At 40.6% G+C, this 16,793-nt stretch carries 11 protein-coding genes; 9 read left to right on the top strand and 2 right to left on the bottom strand.

Annotated features, from left to right (window positions below; genetic code table 11):
- The first annotated feature begins 60 nt into the window (after positions 1–60).
- On the top strand, positions 61–1,278 hold the full coding sequence (locus EJ994_RS03290) for an RsmB/NOP family class I SAM-dependent RNA methyltransferase (RefSeq protein WP_126591190.1): 1,218 nt from the start codon (positions 61–63) through the stop codon (positions 1,276–1,278).
- A gap of 10 nt (positions 1,279–1,288) precedes the next feature.
- Here the strand turns inward: EJ994_RS03290 and EJ994_RS03285 are convergent, their stop codons facing one another.
- Entirely contained in the window at positions 1,289–1,672 is a 384-nt protein-coding gene (locus EJ994_RS03285) for a winged helix-turn-helix transcriptional regulator (protein WP_126591189.1), read from the bottom strand.
- Between the two features lie 200 nt (positions 1,673–1,872).
- Entirely contained in the window at positions 1,873–3,459 is a 1,587-nt protein-coding gene (locus EJ994_RS03280) for an amidohydrolase (protein WP_126591188.1), read from the bottom strand.
- A 718-nt stretch (positions 3,460–4,177) separates the two neighbouring features.
- Here EJ994_RS03280 and EJ994_RS03275 point away from each other — a divergent pair.
- The 8 genes from EJ994_RS03275 (at position 4,178) to EJ994_RS03240 (ending at position 16,768) form a co-directional block, all read left to right on the top strand.
- Complete coding sequence (locus tag EJ994_RS03275; protein WP_126591187.1) at positions 4,178–4,576, top strand: endonuclease domain-containing protein; 399 nt, start codon at positions 4,178–4,180, stop codon at positions 4,574–4,576.
- A 350-nt stretch (positions 4,577–4,926) separates the two neighbouring features.
- Entirely contained in the window at positions 4,927–5,634 is a 708-nt protein-coding gene (locus tag EJ994_RS03270) for a class I SAM-dependent methyltransferase (protein WP_126591186.1), read from the top strand.
- Between the two features lie 196 nt (positions 5,635–5,830).
- The gene (locus EJ994_RS03265; protein ID WP_126591185.1) at positions 5,831–6,334 is read left to right on the top strand and encodes a CIA30 family protein; all 504 of its coding nucleotides are present in this window, start codon (positions 5,831–5,833) and stop codon (positions 6,332–6,334) included.
- Positions 6,335–6,459: 125 nt separating this feature from the next.
- Positions 6,460–8,667, top strand: coding sequence for a DNA (cytosine-5-)-methyltransferase (gene dcm / locus EJ994_RS03260; protein ID WP_126591184.1), 2,208 nt, complete (start codon positions 6,460–6,462; stop codon positions 8,665–8,667).
- Positions 8,664–9,845, top strand: a complete 1,182-nt coding sequence (locus EJ994_RS03255; protein WP_126591183.1) for an MvaI/BcnI restriction endonuclease family protein — start codon at positions 8,664–8,666, stop codon at positions 9,843–9,845. Before dcm ends, EJ994_RS03255 begins: the two co-directional genes overlap by 4 nt.
- A 29-nt stretch (positions 9,846–9,874) precedes the next feature.
- A complete protein-coding gene (locus tag EJ994_RS03250; protein ID WP_126591182.1) occupies positions 9,875–10,249 on the top strand; it encodes a hypothetical protein in 375 nt (124 codons plus the stop codon).
- A gap of 191 nt (positions 10,250–10,440) precedes the next feature.
- Entirely contained in the window at positions 10,441–14,133 is a 3,693-nt protein-coding gene (purL, locus tag EJ994_RS03245; protein ID WP_126591181.1) for a phosphoribosylformylglycinamidine synthase, read from the top strand.
- 127 nt (positions 14,134–14,260) lie between these two features.
- A complete protein-coding gene (locus tag EJ994_RS03240; protein WP_126591180.1) occupies positions 14,261–16,768 on the top strand; it encodes a TonB-dependent receptor plug domain-containing protein in 2,508 nt (835 codons plus the stop codon).
- Positions 16,769–16,793: the final 25 nt, after the last annotated feature.

The following is a 16,793-nucleotide window of genomic DNA, read 5'->3' as shown; positions in this document are numbered from 1 at the left end:
TTTTCAAAAATAAATGGAATCGCTTCTAAAACAATACCTTTGCAACCTTAAATTTCCGAGATGAAACTCCATAGAAATCTAGTATTTGCTGTTATCGATGCCTTGAACTTAATATTCAATGAAAACGAATATGCGGACAAGGTGGTTCAAAAAGTGTTGAAGTATGATAAACGCTGGGGTTCTAGAGACAGGGGTTTTATTGCTGAAACCACCTATGAAATGGTACGTTACAAGCGACTGTATACTGAAATCGCAGCGACCAAAGCACCCTTTAGTAGGCCGGACCTGTTTCGTATGTGGGCGGTTTGGGCGGTTCTTAAGGGAATTAAACTACCGGACTGGAAGCAGATTGAACCCACTCCCGAAAGACGAATTAAAGGGAAGTTCGACGAACTTTCTAAAATTAGGAAATATCGGGAAGCAGTGCCGGATTGGATTGATGAACTTTGCGAGAAATCGCTCGGAGAAAAGCTCTGGACCGCCGAAATTGCGAAACTTAACGAGCCGGCAGAAGTAATTCTGCGTACCAACACCCTCAAAACGACTAAAGAAAAACTTCGCAAAGCCTTACTCGATGAAGGTATTGTCACCGAACCTATCAAAGGATACGCCTCGGCTCTGCGTTTACCCGAGCGAGCTAATGTTTTCGTTACTCAGAGTTTTAAAAACGGCTTTTTTGAAGTTCAAGATGCTTCCTCGCAATTGGTGTCGGCTATGTTGGATGTAAAACCGGGGCAACGTGTCGTAGATACTTGTGCGGGTGCCGGAGGTAAATCGCTTCACTTAGCGGCCTTAATGGAAAACAAGGGTCAGTTGATTGCAATGGATATCTACGGTAGCAAACTAAAGGAACTGAAAAGAAGAGCAAGGAGAAACGGTGCGCATAATATAGAACCTAGGGAAATCGATTCCACCAAAGTGTTCAAAAAACTATATGGTAGTGCTGATCGCGTATTGATTGATGCGCCTTGTACCGGTTTGGGCGTAATCCGAAGAAATCCGGATACCAAATGGAAAATGCAGCCAGAATTCTTGGATAAAATCACCAAGACACAACAAGAAATCCTTAGGAGCTACAGTAAAATCTTAAAGCCCGGAGGAAAAATGGTCTATGCTACATGTTCCATTTTGCCACAAGAAAATTTAGACCAGGTAAAATCCTTTTTATCGAGTGATGAAGGAAACGACTTTTCCCTAATAAATGATAAGAAAATCTATGCCTCCAAGAGTGGTTTTGACGGCTTCTATATGGCGCTATTGGAAAGAAAATTGGTATAGCGTTTCCTGTTCAATCAAACAAGGGCAATTGATTCGTGCTTTGAGCGGATTTAGTTTTTTTCTTAGTCTGATGTTTAATACCCCATCGCTTCATGGATTGAATTACAGGCATCAAAGACTTCCCGAACGGAGTTAAAGAATACTCTACCCGGGGCGGAATCTCTGGAAATAGTTTCCGCTCCAATATTCCAGATTTCTCCAACTCTTTTAGCTGTTTACTGAGCATTTGCCGATTAATACCGTCAATCTCCTTTAAAAGCCTTGTAAATCTATTAGTTCCCTTAGAGATTCTAAATAGAATAATAGGTTTCCACTTCCCTCCTATTTGAGCCATGCAAAAGGTTACGGCACAGTCCGTTTTTTCTTTCGTATTTTCCGGTGTTGTAGACTTCATAAGTTGATATGCTGTTTCGTAATATAAATTTACCAAGATAACATACCTGGTTTTATTTTCATACTATTACCAGTATTAATCATTAGTCTAGAAATCAAACTATAATATGATGGCTTTATAACTCCAAATAGAGACAAAAAAAATACCCCTACAAACTAAATAACTCGTAGGGGTATATCATACTATGAATTAGGCGGAACTTATTCCTTTAAGGTAGGGTATTCCACACCTAACTGTTCTAAATAAGTGTCGTACTTGGTTTCGTCATAGTAGAATTTTTCTAGCTGAGAACGAAACTGTCCTTGTTTATCGGCATTCAAGTAAATAGGCGGCATATCACTTTCAGAAATCATCGGAATAAACTTGGTCTCCTTAGTCTGTTCGTTATTAAAATAGTCCCAAGCACCCGTTAGCAGTTCTGGTTTCAATAGAAAATCTATGATGGTCATGGCTTCGGCCTTGGCTCCTGCAACCACTCCTTTATGTGCAATAGGTGTTGCCATAGTAATGGCGTTACTCCAGTGGTGCCCTTGCAAACCAGGAATGTTAGAAGGAAAGCGCATGGTTACCGTGGGTACTTTCCAGGAAATATCCCCAATATCATCAGAACCCCCGCTTATAGGTTCTATTACCGGTAATCCTAATGGAGAAAGCTCAGTACCTAAGCCTTCTATTTTTTTGGAATTGACCTCGGTCTGTACCGCCTTGGCCAATGTTTGGTCGGCTTCGGACCAAGTGGGTAGTCCTACCTTTTTTATATTCTCGTACATGGTTTCTGCAATGACCTTATTGTAATGCCTTGGCCATGCGGCTCCGAGTACTTTATGCTTTACGGTTGTTCCGGTCATCATGGCGGCACCTTCGGCCATTTTGTTCGCTTCCTCGTACATTTCCATAATCCCATCGTACTTAATATCCCTAAAATAAAACCAAATGGCGGCCTTGGAAGGCACGACGTTGGGTTGGTCTCCAGCATCCGTAAAGATGGAATGTGAACGTCTTAGCGGGTGCAAATGCTCTCTTTTATAATTCCAAGCGATATTCATCAACTCGGCCGCGTCCAGCGCACTTTTACCACGCCATGGGGAGCCGGCGGAGTGAGCGGATTCTCCCTCAAAAGCATACTCTACAGAGATTAAACCCGTTCCCCTCGTTGGGCCGTAAGAAACACTGAGGTTGCTACTTACGTGCGTAAAAATGCACATATCTATATCGTCGAAAAGTCCGTCTCTAACATACCACGCTTTAGCCGCTACGAGTTCCTCGGCAATACCGGGCCAGACTAGTAAAGTTCCTCCAATATTTTCCCGTTCCATAATTTGTTTTACGGCTAATGCTGAGGAAATGTTCATGGGAATGCCAGCATTATGTCCCTCACCATGACCTGGCGCACCTGCCACGATAGGTTTATGATAGGCCACTCCCGGATATTGTGACGCTTTGGGTATGCAATCCACATCACTACCTAAAGCAATCGTTGGACCTTTGCCATTGCTCCAAGTAGCGAACCAGGCCGTAGGAATACCCGAAATGGAGTTTTCGATTTCAAAACCGTTGTCCGATAAAATTCCTGTAAGGTATTTTGAAGATTCTACTTCTTGAAAACCCAGTTCGGCAAAACTGAAAATTTTATCTACCATTACCTGGGACTGCTTTTTGTTGGCCTCCACGATTGCGGCAGCTTCGGTCTTAAGCTTCTCAATTTGTTTTTTGGATACTTTTTTTTGTGCAAAGGCACTCGTTATACCGCATAGGGCAAGTATAACTAGAATTGTCTTTTGTTTCATAAGGGTTCTTTGAAATTGGTCCTCAAAAAGATACGAAAAAGTCTACGAATAAAGGAAAACACCCATGTTTTTGCCAAATTTGAAATTATAGGGTCGAGGAATTGGGATTTTGTGGACTTATTGGGTTCCTTTTTACACTATTAGAACACCTCCCTTAATCCCTCCTTACTAGGAGGGAAACTGTTTTGTTTTCAAGAGTATCAGGTCCCCACTCTACTAAGCATCTACCGAGCGGAGTCGCAGCGAGGTACTAAAGGATGTATATCAAATTAACTATTTGCTCTTGTAAAAACAAATTACTCCAAGCAATACCTCCCTGCAATTGACACACCTCCCTTGCCAAGGCAACAGCTCGCCCACTGCATACACAACGTTGCCTTACTATGAAAAAAACTGTTATGTTTTACAAGAATATGAGTTTCCCCTCTAATAAGAGGGGATTAAGGGGAGTGTAGCACGATAAACTACCTTACAATTATCCACAGCTTTCTAGCAAGAATAAATGTCCAAAACAACACCTCCCTGCAATTAATATACCTCCCCTTCCTCCCCAACAGCTCGCCCACTGCATATGCAACGTCGCCTTATTGGTAGGGAAACCGTTTTGTTTTCAAGAGTATCAGCCCCCCTTCTAAAAAGCATGTGCCGAGTAAAATCGAAGCAAGGAGATTAAAGGATGTGTCCAATCAAATTTTTATATTTGATTAAGCTCGAAGTAATGATAATTAAGTACAACCCAAAACTAAAGGAACTGGCCCGTCAATTGAGAAACAACTCGACTAAATCGGAAGTTCGGCTTTGGCAAAAACTGAAAAGAGACCAAATGTATGGCTATGATTTTCATCGCCAAAAACCTATTGATGAATTTATCGTAGACTTTTTTTGTAACAAACTTCAACTGGCTATAGAATTGGACGGCTACTCTCACCAAATTCTTGAAGTATGGGAAAAAGACGTGAAGAAGACAAAAAGACTGAATTCGTTAGGCGTACGGGTTTTGCGCTTTTCCGATTATCAAGTGATGAATGATATGGAGAACGTACTCCGAGCTATAGAGGATTACATACTAACCTTTGAAGAAAATGGAGGTGTACCTCCAGATATTGTCGCTGAATGACACCTCCCTAGTCATTAAAACACCTCCCTAGTTGCCGCAACAGCTCGCCCACTGCTCTTGCAACGTCCCCTTATAAAAATGGACTGCTACTGCTGCGGATATTTATTTTTAAATATTTATGGCGCATGAGTTTCCCTCCTAAGAAGGAGGGACTAAGGGAGGTGTAGGAACGATAACTTTAAACTTTCCTTAAGGCTTCAACAATCCCCTAATTTGTACCTTTAGACAACTATTGTAAATTACCTCGAGCCAAGCGCATGAGGCATTTTAAGGAAAGTCAACATTTATTTCGACGCAAGTGTCGGAGCTCTATAAATATCGATTATCGCGTAAAAGAAAATCTCATTTAAATGAAAAAAAGAATTTCACAACTTCTGAGTCTGTTCCTTTTGTTGACTACAAGTTCCCTAGCCGCTCAAGAAAATCGCTATACGCTTAAGGACGGTGACCGCAGCGGTATCGGAAAATGGTATATGGACCGGGAGATTGCGCACGTCATGGGCTACCAAGGCATGCCCTGGTTAGAACGCGATGAACGTGAGACCGAAGAAAACACCACTACCTTATTCGAAAACATGAATATCTCCAAGACCGATGACATTGCGGACGTTGGGGCCGGCTCCGGTTATCATGTATTTCGAATGGCAAGGAAGGCTACGCAAGGAACCATCTACGCGGTAGATATTCAAGAGGAGATGCTGACCGCCATGCGGAATAAAAAATCCGACGGTAAATTCGCAAACGTGACCCTGGTCAAAGGCAGTGAAAAAAACATTAACCTCAAACCCAATTCGGTAGACAAGGTGCTCATTGTGGATGTGTACCACGAAATGAGCTTTCCCTATGAGATGATGGCCTCCATTAAAAAAGCCATGAGACCCAATGGTAAACTATATCTCATCGAATACCGTGGCGAAGACCCGAATGTCCCCATTAAAAAATCACATAAAATGACCGAAGCCCAAGCGGTAAAAGAACTAAAGTCGGTGGGACTGATACTCAAAGAGAATAAGGATAACCTGCCCTGGCAGCATTGTATGGTGTTTGTGAAAGCGTAGGTCTCTGATAGTGAAGGGGAAAGGGTATAAAGGTGTGAGCCAGTAGCCAGTAGCCAACAGCTAACAGCTAACAGCTAAAAAAAATAGAACACTTCAAAAGTTTGATTGCATTAAAATAACACGAATAAATGATGTATCCTTGGCATACCGTATGTTAACTAAATTACTACTACTTACTCTTCTAATTTCCGTTCCTATGACCGCACAGACCATCGTAAATTTTAAAGAAAACCCAACCACGAATAACTGGAAGGTCGTAGACGATGTGGTCATGGGTGGCCGTTCTTCAGGTTCGTTTTCCCTGACCAGCGAAGGTTATGGCCAATTTTCAGGAGAAGTTTCCCTAGAAAATAACGGCGGATTCTCCTCCGTACGTTGCGCTATGGAAACCCTAAGCGTTAGTCCCGAAAGTAAAATTCGTATACGCCTAAAGGGTGATGGCAAGTCCTACCAGTTTCGGGTAAAACATGACCGCAAGGCCTATTACAGTTATATCACGGAATTTGATACTACGGGCGACTGGCAAACCCTAGAATTTACCTTGGCCGACCTCCGCCCTACCTTTCGTGGTAGAAAAGTAGACCTCCCCAATTTTGACCAAAAAACTATTGAAGAATTGCGCTTTTTGATTGGGAATAAAAAGCCACAGGAATTCGAGTTGTTGGTGGAATATATTGAAGCTATTTATGGATTCGACTAATTATTTGTGTTTACTAAATAACTTACCAATCGATTCGACAATCTAAACAATTTACCCCTATATCTAAAAAATTTAAAAAATGTCCGTAAATTTGTCCGTGTACGTAAAAACGTCCGCAAATAATTATGGCAACAATTAATTTTTATTTAGACAAAGCTGACAAAAAAGGGTTCGCCCCAATTCATCTACGAATCAACTGCAATGGAAGTCAAGTTAAAATTTCAACTGGACAAAAAATAGAACCGAAAAACTTCGATAAATCAAAACAAAAAGCAATTGGATTATCTGTAGAATCACACGAAATCAATCATTATTTAGATTTTTTAAGAGAACGAGCTGACGAACTTCTGCACCATTCCAACAAAAAGACTTTTATTCAAGACGAAGTTAAAAGCGTCTTAAATGAACACATAGAAAATTATAAAGAAAATAGCAATGTAAATATCGTAAAAGAACAGGTTTCGCTTTACGGAAAACCATTCACTTTTGTTGATTTATTTGCAGGAGCTGGTGGTTTTAGTGAGGGATTTTTACAAGCTGAACATAATAACAAATTCTTTGATTTTGTAGTAGCTAACGATATAAACGAAAACTGCGAACTCACTCACGTTGTTCGTTACAATCATCAATTGGGTTTAGATGCCAAATTTCTCAAACAAGATATTACTGAACCAGACTTTTTAGACAATTTGTTGGAAAAAATAGATGGTCGAAAAATAGATGTTGTTTGTGGTGGTCCACCTTGTCAAAGTTTTAGCCTTGCAGGAAAAAGAAAGAAATTCGACAAAAAAGACGACTTATTTTCTCATTATTTAGAAGTCATTAAGGTTTTACAGCCGAAATACTTCATAATGGAAAATGTAAAAGGCATTTTAACAAAAGAAAGCGGTAAGATAAAAAAACTTATAATAAAAGAGATAAACTCTATTGTTGACATCAAAGAGATTCCTTCACTTACATCATTTATAAAAAAGGTACGAGATGAATCAAATTCTTTTTTATTTGACAGCATTATAAAGCGTGTTGAAGTTGAAAAGTTACTCGAAAAAGATAAAGAAAGCGGAAAAGTTGATTTTATCAATTTTGTAGAAAATAGATTTAGAAAACTAACACCAAAAATTGTAGATTACAAAACCAGTAAAACGGACGAAAATATAAATACTATTCGTCACGGTTTTAACCTTTTAGCGCGAGCGAAAGAATGGGAAAAACTGAAACGTGATATTATAAAAGAAAAAGACTTTTGCAATATTGATAGTGATAATTTTGTAAATGCTTTTACTGATTTCCTAACAGAAATCAGTTCAGAAAATGTTATATCGAAAATTGAAAATGCTATCAAAATTTTAAAAGTTCCAAATATTTATAAAAAAGATTGTGATGATATCATTACTGCGTTAAAAATCTATACAACTTCTTTTGATGAGTCAATTGAGATATTAAAATCGCATTGCAATAAATCACAGAAAAAGGAATTAGAAACTATTCTTGAAAGTATTAGACTTTACAAAATAGAAAAACCTTTTGTTGCTAACGCCTCAAATTATGGTGTTCCTCAAAATAGGGAAAGAGTGCTTTTCATTGGTTGTCGTAAGGACCAAAAATATATTTCTGAAATTCCTGCAACCGTTTCTGAAGAAGAAAAGGTTACCATTTTTGAAGCTTTGTATGATTTAGATTTTATCGGTAACAATCAAGAAGCTCACCGATACGAATTAGTTGATATTTCAAGTCAATACAATGGAACTGCAAAGAAAATGGCTAAACTTTTAAAGAAAAGAAAAATTGATGGAAAGCCAATTTCTAAAGGTGGAAAATCTTTTGCAGAATGGTCAAGAAAAGGCAGATTAATTGAACGTTTCAAACCTCAAACAAAGCCTTTTTACGTAAGGAATACAGAAGCACTTGAAAATGGGGAAAAATATTTCGACATACTCAATAATCACAAAACAAGTAATCAAAACGAAACTGTTGTTGAAAGACTTGGAGTTATTTTAAAAAATGGAGATTATAAAAAAGCGCAACCAGAATTAGAAAAATTAGGTCTTTCGACAAACAAGCGAAATTATAATGTATTAAAACCAGATGAACAAAGCTCTACAATAATGACAATTGCAGATGATTATATTCATTACAATTCACCAAGGTCATTAACAGTTAGAGAAATGGCACGTTTACAATCTTTTGACGACTCTTTTGTATTTCAAGGAAAACGTTCTACAGGAGGAAATAATAGAAAAACGGAAGTACCACAATACACTTTAGTTGGTAACGCTGTTCCACCTTTATTAGCAAGAGCAGTCGCAAATGAAGTTTTAAAACATATCAAGTGAGAAAACTTACAGACGAAGAACAAGAAAAAATAAAATTACTGACCAAAAACCAAGTTTCTCTTACTTTAATTGAGCCAACCGAAACCGGATTGAAAAAATCCATTATGGATGCGACTGGTTCTGTTCGTAGTTATTTGAAAAATGAGAACATTCACGATTATGAATTGCAGAATCAAGGTACAGAGAGCAAAGTAATGATTCCAGCAATTATTCATACTGGTTTTAAGATTATAAAATCAAAAGCATCTCTATATCGTCCTTCAACTAAAAAAGGAGACCCAAGAATTTGGTTTTATGGTTTAACAAAAGTTGCTAACCCAAACGATATTATTGCAATCACATATTACAACGATAATTTTCAGGTTTTTAACTTGACAAAGTTAAACATCAAGGAATTAATTTATTCTTCGGTTCTAAATCCATTTCAAGAATTGATTAACGCAATCAATGAGACAGAAAATGAGGTTGCTTTTGAGCTTTTAGCAATGTTAAGAAAAATTGCGAATGCTGGCCCAATTCCCTCAATGGTAGATGCTGATACTTCCGTAGGCAGAACACTTGAGACAGCGCTCGGAATTGACATCAACTCTTCAAAACAACCAGATTACAAAGGAATTGAACTTAAATCGTTTAGAAACAATAGAACGAACCGAAAAAATTTATTCGCACAAGTTCCAGATTGGAAATTAAGTAAGTTTAAAAGTTCAGCAGAAATACTTGACAATTTTGGATATGTACGTGATGATGATTTTAAATTATATTGCACAGTTTCTGCAATTACGAGAAACTCGCAAGGATTGAATTTAAGAATTGATAGCGATATAAAACAATTGATTGAGAATTCAGACAAACCAGAGGTTGGAGATTTTGTGGTTTGGACATTGGATAAACTTCACAACCGCCTAAAATCAAAACACAGGGAAACGTTTTGGGTAGAAGCTGAAAGCACAAGAATAAATGACCGAGAACACTTTCAATACAAATTAGTCGAACATACTAAAAAGCCAATTACATCTCAATTTGATTTTCTAATTGAGCAAGGTATTATAACGCTTGACCATTTGATTAAAAGAAACTCAAAAGGAAAAGTGGTCGAAAAAGGACCTCTATTCAAGATTAAACCAAAAGGAATAGAATTACTTTTTCCTCCAAGTGAAAGTTACAATCTAAAAGCTTAATGTAGATAGAAATACTTAATAATCAATCAATGAAAAAACTTCTCCTGCTCAGTCTCCTCATAACCCTCTCCTCCTGCTTTCTGTTTCAGGATAAGGGCATTGTTTTTAAGATTGAGAATACTTCGGATTATCCAGTAACCAATATTAAAATCTCCACTTCGGAGCATTTGGACAGCATTACTTTTGACGAGATCGCACCAAAAGACTACCGCGAAGACTTTTTATCCATGAAGAATAACAAATCGGACGGACATTATACCTTGTCCTTTACCCGCGAAGATGGTACTACGGTCAACGAAAACCACGGCTACTATACCCATGGCGGTTCCCTAGAAAACTGGATTCACTTTGAGATTCAGAACGATACCACGGTTGTCCGTTATGGGGACTTTAAAACTTACTGATTCTTATTAAAGGTGCCTCAATACTATCAACACCAATAGTTGAAAACTAGTCCACCTCCCATTAAAAATTCGCACTTAAAATCGTAAATTTGCATTTTCCATTTTGCGAATATCCCGAAGCAAGTTCGGGATGACAATTTTAATGTTACCATGGCCTACAAGCCATGACGTATTTTTTTAAAACGACCCGTATGATTCACTTCTTTGGAGACCAAGCAACTAAAGTTTTTGCCGTCCAAACTGCTCAAGAAATCACTGCAACCGATATAGAAAAATTAAGCTGGTTGTTCGGCAACCAACCTCAACTAAAAGCGGCGTCTCTAGACGCCTTTTTTGTTGGCCCCCGTGCGGCAATGATTACGCCGTGGAGTACCAATGCCACGGAGATTACGCAAAATATGGGTATTACGGGCATTATCCGTATAGAGGAGTTTAGGGCTTCGTCCAAGGCCGATACCGATTTTGACCCTATGCTTTTTCAAAAATATGAGCAACTGCACCAAGCTATTTTTAAGGTAGACGTGCAACCGGAAGCCATTCTGGATATTGATGATATCGCCGCCTACAACCAACAGGAAGGGTTGGCCCTAAGCGATGAGGAGGTAGCCTATTTAGAAGGACTGACTAAAAAAATAGGTAGAATACTTACCGATTCCGAGGTTTTTGGATTCAGTCAAGTAAATTCCGAACATTGCCGACATAAAATCTTTAACGGAACTTTTATTATCGACGGTAAGGAAATGCCTTCGTCACTCTTTAAACTCATAAAGAAAACATCTCAGGAGCACCCCAACGATATTGTATCGGCCTATAAAGACAATGTTGCCTTCGTCAAAGGACCCACAGTAGTGCAATTCGCTCCTAAAACTGCTGATAAGCCCGATTTTTACCAAGAAGAAGCCTTTGATTCCGTCATCTCCCTAAAAGCGGAAACGCATAACTTTCCTACCACCGTGGAGCCCTTTAACGGTGCTGCTACGGGTTCCGGTGGAGAAATCAGGGATAGGTTAGCGGGTGGAAAAGGTTCGCTTCCCCTAGCGGGAACGGCCGTTTACATGACGGCATTATCACGCTTAGAAGCTGATAGAGCGTGGGAACAAGGCATGGCAGAACGACCATGGCTCTACCAAACGCCTATGGATATACTCATCAAAGCTTCTAACGGCGCGTCCGATTTCGGAAATAAATTCGGTCAGCCCCTAATTGCAGGTTCGGTATTGACATTTGAACACCTAGAGACAGTCGCATCTAGCGGAGATAAGATACCTAGACGCTTGGGCTACGATAAAGTCATTATGCAAGCGGGAGGTATCGGCTACGGCAAAGCGGAACAAGCCCTGAAGGACGAACCCAAAACAGGGGATAAAATCGTAATCCTTGGGGGCGACAACTACCGCATCGGGATGGGTGGTGCTGCGGTTTCCAGTGCCGATACGGGCGAATTCAGTTCAGCCATTGAATTGAACGCCATACAACGGTCTAATCCAGAAATGCAAAAACGTGCCGCCAATGCTATTCGGGGTATGGTGGAAAGCGATAAAAACCCTATTGTCTCCATTCATGACCATGGTGCAGGCGGACATCTGAACTGTCTCTCCGAACTGGTGGAGGAAACGGGTGGTAAAATAGATTTGGATAAACTTCCGGTGGGCGATCCTACCCTATCCGCCAAAGAAATCATAGGCAATGAATCCCAAGAACGCATGGGATTGGTCATTGGTCAAGAAGATGTGGATTTGTTGCAACGTATTGCAGAACGGGAACGCTCGCCCATGTACGAGGTAGGTAATGTTACGGGAGATGACCGTTTTACGTTCGAATCGGCCAGCACTGGAGAAAAACCCATGGATGTGCAGCTCTCGGATATTTTCGGCAGCTCGCCCAAAACCGTTATGACGGACCGTACGGTGAATAGAAACTATGAAAATCCTGAGTATTCCTTAGAATTTTTCCATGATTATCTGGAGCAGGTATTGCAGCTAGAGGCCGTTGCTTGTAAGGATTGGCTGACCAACAAAGTAGACCGTTGCGTGGGCGGTAGGGTTGCCAAGCAGCAATGCGCCGGACCCCTGCAATTACCATTGAACAACGTAGGTGTAATGGCGCTGGATTTTAAAGGAAAAGAAGGTATTGCGACCAGTATTGGGCACTCCCCTATTTCCGGACTTATAGACCCGGCGGCAGGAAGTAAGAATAGTATTGCCGAGGCCTTGACGAATATTATTTGGGCACCGATGAAAGACGGATTGAAATCTGTTTCCCTTTCCGCAAACTGGATGTGGCCCTGCAAGAACGAAGGTGAAGATGCTCGTTTGTACGAAGCGGTGCAGGCAACTTCGGATTTTTCCATTGCACTGGGTATCAACGTACCTACTGGAAAGGATTCGCTCTCCATGAAACAAAAATATAAGGACGGTGATGTTATTGCGCCTGGAACGGTCGTTATTTCCGCTGCCGGAAACTGTAACGATATCAGCAAAGTGGTAGAGCCCGTACTACAAAAAGACGGAGGTGACATCTACTACATCAACCTATCCCAAGATGCTTATAAGCTCGGTGGTTCCTCTTTCGCACAAGTACGAAATGCCATAGGGAATGAAGCCCCGACCATACAGAACGACGCTTATTTCAAATCCGTTTTCGATTTAATGCAAACTTTGATCAAGGAAGGGCAAGTCCTTGCTGGTCATGATGTTGCGTCCGGCGGATTAATAACAACACTATTAGAACTTTGTTTTGCAGATACGGACCTCGGGGCGGATTTGGATTTGACATCCTTAGACGAATCGGATACCATTAAACTCTTGTTTTCCGAGAATGCAGGTATTGTTTTTCAGTTAAAGGATAATGTGATCGTACAAATGCTTTTGGATGCCAAAATTGATATTAAACGCATCGGAAGCGTTACCTCGGAAGCTACACTTCGCATTAAAAATGCAGGTATGGAAATGGGACTGAATATATCCTCGTTGCGGGATACTTGGTTTAAAACTTCGTATTTGCTGGATGACAAACAAACCGCAAACGGATTGGCAAAAGACCGCTTTGATAATTACAAGGAGCAGCCTTTAACATATTTCTTCCCTACTGATTTTAAAGGAAAACTGCCCGTCACTTCGAGCGAAATCGAGAGGCCAAAGGCAGCCATCCTTCGTGAGAAAGGAAGTAATTCCGAACGGGAGATGGCAAACGCCATGTATTTGGCCGGTTTTGATGTAAAGGATGTGCATATGACCGATTTAATTTCGGGACGTGAAACCTTGGAAGATATTCAGTTCCTTGGCGCGGTTGGCGGCTTCTCCAATTCCGATGTATTGGGAAGTGCCAAAGGATGGGCAGGAGCCATTAAATACAACGAAAAAGCGAACAAGGTCATAAAGGATTTCTTTGCAAGACCGGATACCCTATCCGTAGGTATTTGCAACGGCTGCCAATTGTTCATGGAATTGGACCTCATTAACCCAGCGCATAAAACCCATGGAAAGATGACCTATAACGATTCTCATAAACACGAGAGTAACTTTACCTCGGTCCAAGTTCAAGAGAATAATTCGATCATGTTATCCAGTTTGGCTGGAGCCACTTTGGGCGTATGGATTTCGCACGGAGAAGGGAAATTCAGCCTTCCAGAAGATGAAAATCAATACGACATCGTAGCCAAGTATGGTTATGAGACCTATCCTGCAAATCCTAATGGGAGCGATTTTAATACGGCCATGCTGTGCGATAAAACAGGAAGACACTTGGTCACCATGCCACATATAGAGCGTTCTACTTTTCCATGGAATTGGGCGTACTATCCTACGGACCGTAACGATGAAGTCTCGCCATGGTTGGAAGCTTTTACGAATGCTAGGGATTGGGTTTTAAAGAATAACGGATAAGATTACTGTTGCGTTCAGTTTTAGGATTGGATGGTCTTACAACTTAAAGGCGCTTTTAAGTACCTAAAGTTTTGTTAATCAACTATTTTTTAGAAGGTTTTTGATAATTCTTGTTTATTTTACTGATATGGAATTAACAAGATTATACGCTCAAAAACGTACGATTATCAATAGAGGGGTTGTCGCACTTCTAACTATCATTCTTTCTATAGCAAACGGTTCCTTTGTTTATGGAAAACAGGAGCTCGTCGTTAATGACGAACTCCCGCTAGAACAGTTGTACTTACATCTAGATAAGAGCTTTTACGCAGCCGGGGAATCCATTTGGTTCAAAGCCTATCTTATGGACGGTAGAACGCATACGCCTACAGCACTTAGCGAAGTCGTTTATGTGGAGCTTATTGGATCTAGCGGAACTATCCTTTCCAAAAACGTCCTAAAAACTAAAGACGGCTCCGCAGCCGGGGATATTAAACTTTCCGATGTGCCTGCCAGCGGCATTTATTCCATTAGGGCATATACCAATTACATGCGCAACTTTGGTGCGGAACACTACTATACGAAGCATATTTTCGTAAATACGGGGGAGTCCGACCCCATGGTAAACTATAGTAGCACAAATCAAGATAACGCGCTGGATATGCAGTTCTTTCCGGAAGGCGGGTATGCCATAAACGGATTTCTTAACCCGATCGCTTTCAAGGTGCTCGATTCGGACGGAAACGGTGTTTCTGTGTCAGGCCAGATTAAGGATGATTTGGGCAACCAGGTAACCAACTTCAGTACTACCCATTTAGGCATGGGACTTTTTCATTTTATCCCAAAGCCAGATAAAACCTATAGTGCCCATCTAAACCATAATGGCGAAGAACTACAGTTTGAGTTGCCCACCCCGAAAGATCGCGGCGTGCTTATGACCGTTTTAAATTTAGAGGACTTTTACAAAATAGAACTAAGAGCAACATCGGACATACAGCTAAAGGACTATATGCTTGTGGGCAAACAAAAAGGAGCTGTACAGTTTAACCTGGCAGTAAACGCTAATAAACAGGAAAACACCACCCTCATAAAATTAGCAAAGGATATCGTAAATGAAGGGACGCTAGAACTAACACTATGGAACGACCAACAACAACCTATCGCAGAACGTCTCCTATTTCATGAAAGTGGAGATTTCAATGAAAAGGTGACTGTAAAAAGTTCCAAAAATTCTTTTGAAAAAAGAGAACTGGTGACCTTGGAGATAGCCGTAAATAACATGGGTTTCAATGCCGCGAACACGGACATGTCGCTCTCCGTTTCCAATGCGCTGGTCAATGTGGATAATAACCATGCGTTGGACATTAAAACCTACACCCAATTGAGTGCCGTAGTCAGGGGAAAGATTGAACAACCGGGATATTACTTTAATTCCGATGCCCCAGAACGGAAAGCGAATTTAGACCTGTTGATGCGTACGCAGGGATGGCGTCAATATGTTGTGCAGAACAAGCCAATGGCATCTGCCGATTACTTCTTACCGGAAAAAGGAATTAGCCTATCGGGTAAAGTAGTCAGTGCCACCAATAATTCAGAAACACTAACGGGTAGCGTCTCACTTACCGCCAATAATCAAGAGGAAATAATTCAGGACCGCGCAAAAACAGATGCGGACGGTAGATTCCGCTTTCGCGACCTCAACTTTACAGATTCAACGACTGTCTTGCTGAGTGCGAATGTCTACCATCCAAAAAGGAAACGGAACCCTACCTCTAAATATAACATTATATTGGATACACTACGGTCGCCTATAGTGCATCCGATGAATGGGAATGCTTTTATCAATACTATACCATCTAAGGCGTTTAATAGTATTAATGAAATTAATAGACCCTTTCTGTATGATGATGATACCATAGCGCTTGAAGAAGTACTAATAAAGGCTGAAAAAGTGGAGAAGAAGGATACATATGTACAAAAAAGAAAGAAGGTTCTTTACAGAGAGCCCTCCCATACGGTAGATTTTGAAAATTTTAGCGAGCTGGGATTCACAAACCTATTAGATGCCTTAGCTGGAAGGGTACCGGGCCTTACCGTCAGGAGAATGACTACTGGAGAGCGTTTTGTTTATTTAAGAGCAGCTTCCAGTTTAAGTGACGCCGACCCGGAAAGTGGCCCCGGAGCCGGTTCTGCATTGGTTTTATTAGACGGAACTCCTGTTGGCGGTGATATTTTACAGCAAATGCTGCCTTCTAACGTCGATTTTATCGATGTGCTAAAGGGTCCAAGAGCGGCCATTTATGGTTCTAGAGCGGCAAATGGGGTCGTGGCTATATTTTCAAAAGACGGCACAGAAAATACGATTTCGAGAGCAAAACTTGGTGGGTCCTTGAATTTTCAATATCCCGGTTACGATTATTCCAGAAGGTTTTATGAGCCTAAATACGATTCAAATCAGTCTAAACCGGTTGCTAATGATAACCGCACCACCCTACTTTGGAAACCCTATGTTGAACTAGATGAAAACGGAAAAGCATTGGTTTCCTTTTATGCGGGTGATACGCTTGGAGATTATCAGGTAGTTCTTGAGGGTATGTCCTCAGAGGGTATACCAATAGCAACAAAGGCTAATTTTGAAGTGCTTGTTGAGCTCTAATAAGAATACCACAAAAAAACTGCAC

This window comes from Maribacter sp. MJ134, from assembly GCF_003970695.1.
Classification (GTDB): Bacteria; Bacteroidota; Bacteroidia; order Flavobacteriales; family Flavobacteriaceae; genus Maribacter.
This window is presented reverse-complemented; position numbering and strand designations above follow the sequence as displayed.

Coding starts and splice junctions, on each gene's coding strand:
- EJ994_RS03290 (WP_126591190.1), top strand. CDS start 61: ATGAAACTCCATAGAAATCTAGTATTTGCTGTTATCGATGCCTTGAAC.
- EJ994_RS03285 (WP_126591189.1), bottom strand. CDS start 1,672: ATGAAGTCTACAACACCGGAAAATACGAAAGAAAAAACGGACTGTGCC.
- EJ994_RS03280 (WP_126591188.1), bottom strand. CDS start 3,459: ATGAAACAAAAGACAATTCTAGTTATACTTGCCCTATGCGGTATAACG.
- EJ994_RS03275 (WP_126591187.1), top strand. CDS start 4,178: ATGATAATTAAGTACAACCCAAAACTAAAGGAACTGGCCCGTCAATTG.
- EJ994_RS03270 (WP_126591186.1), top strand. CDS start 4,927: ATGAAAAAAAGAATTTCACAACTTCTGAGTCTGTTCCTTTTGTTGACT.
- EJ994_RS03265 (WP_126591185.1), top strand. CDS start 5,831: ATGACCGCACAGACCATCGTAAATTTTAAAGAAAACCCAACCACGAAT.
- dcm (WP_126591184.1), top strand. CDS start 6,460: ATGGCAACAATTAATTTTTATTTAGACAAAGCTGACAAAAAAGGGTTC.
- EJ994_RS03250 (WP_126591182.1), top strand. CDS start 9,875: ATGAAAAAACTTCTCCTGCTCAGTCTCCTCATAACCCTCTCCTCCTGC.
- purL (WP_126591181.1), top strand. CDS start 10,441: ATGATTCACTTCTTTGGAGACCAAGCAACTAAAGTTTTTGCCGTCCAA.
- EJ994_RS03240 (WP_126591180.1), top strand. CDS start 14,261: ATGGAATTAACAAGATTATACGCTCAAAAACGTACGATTATCAATAGA.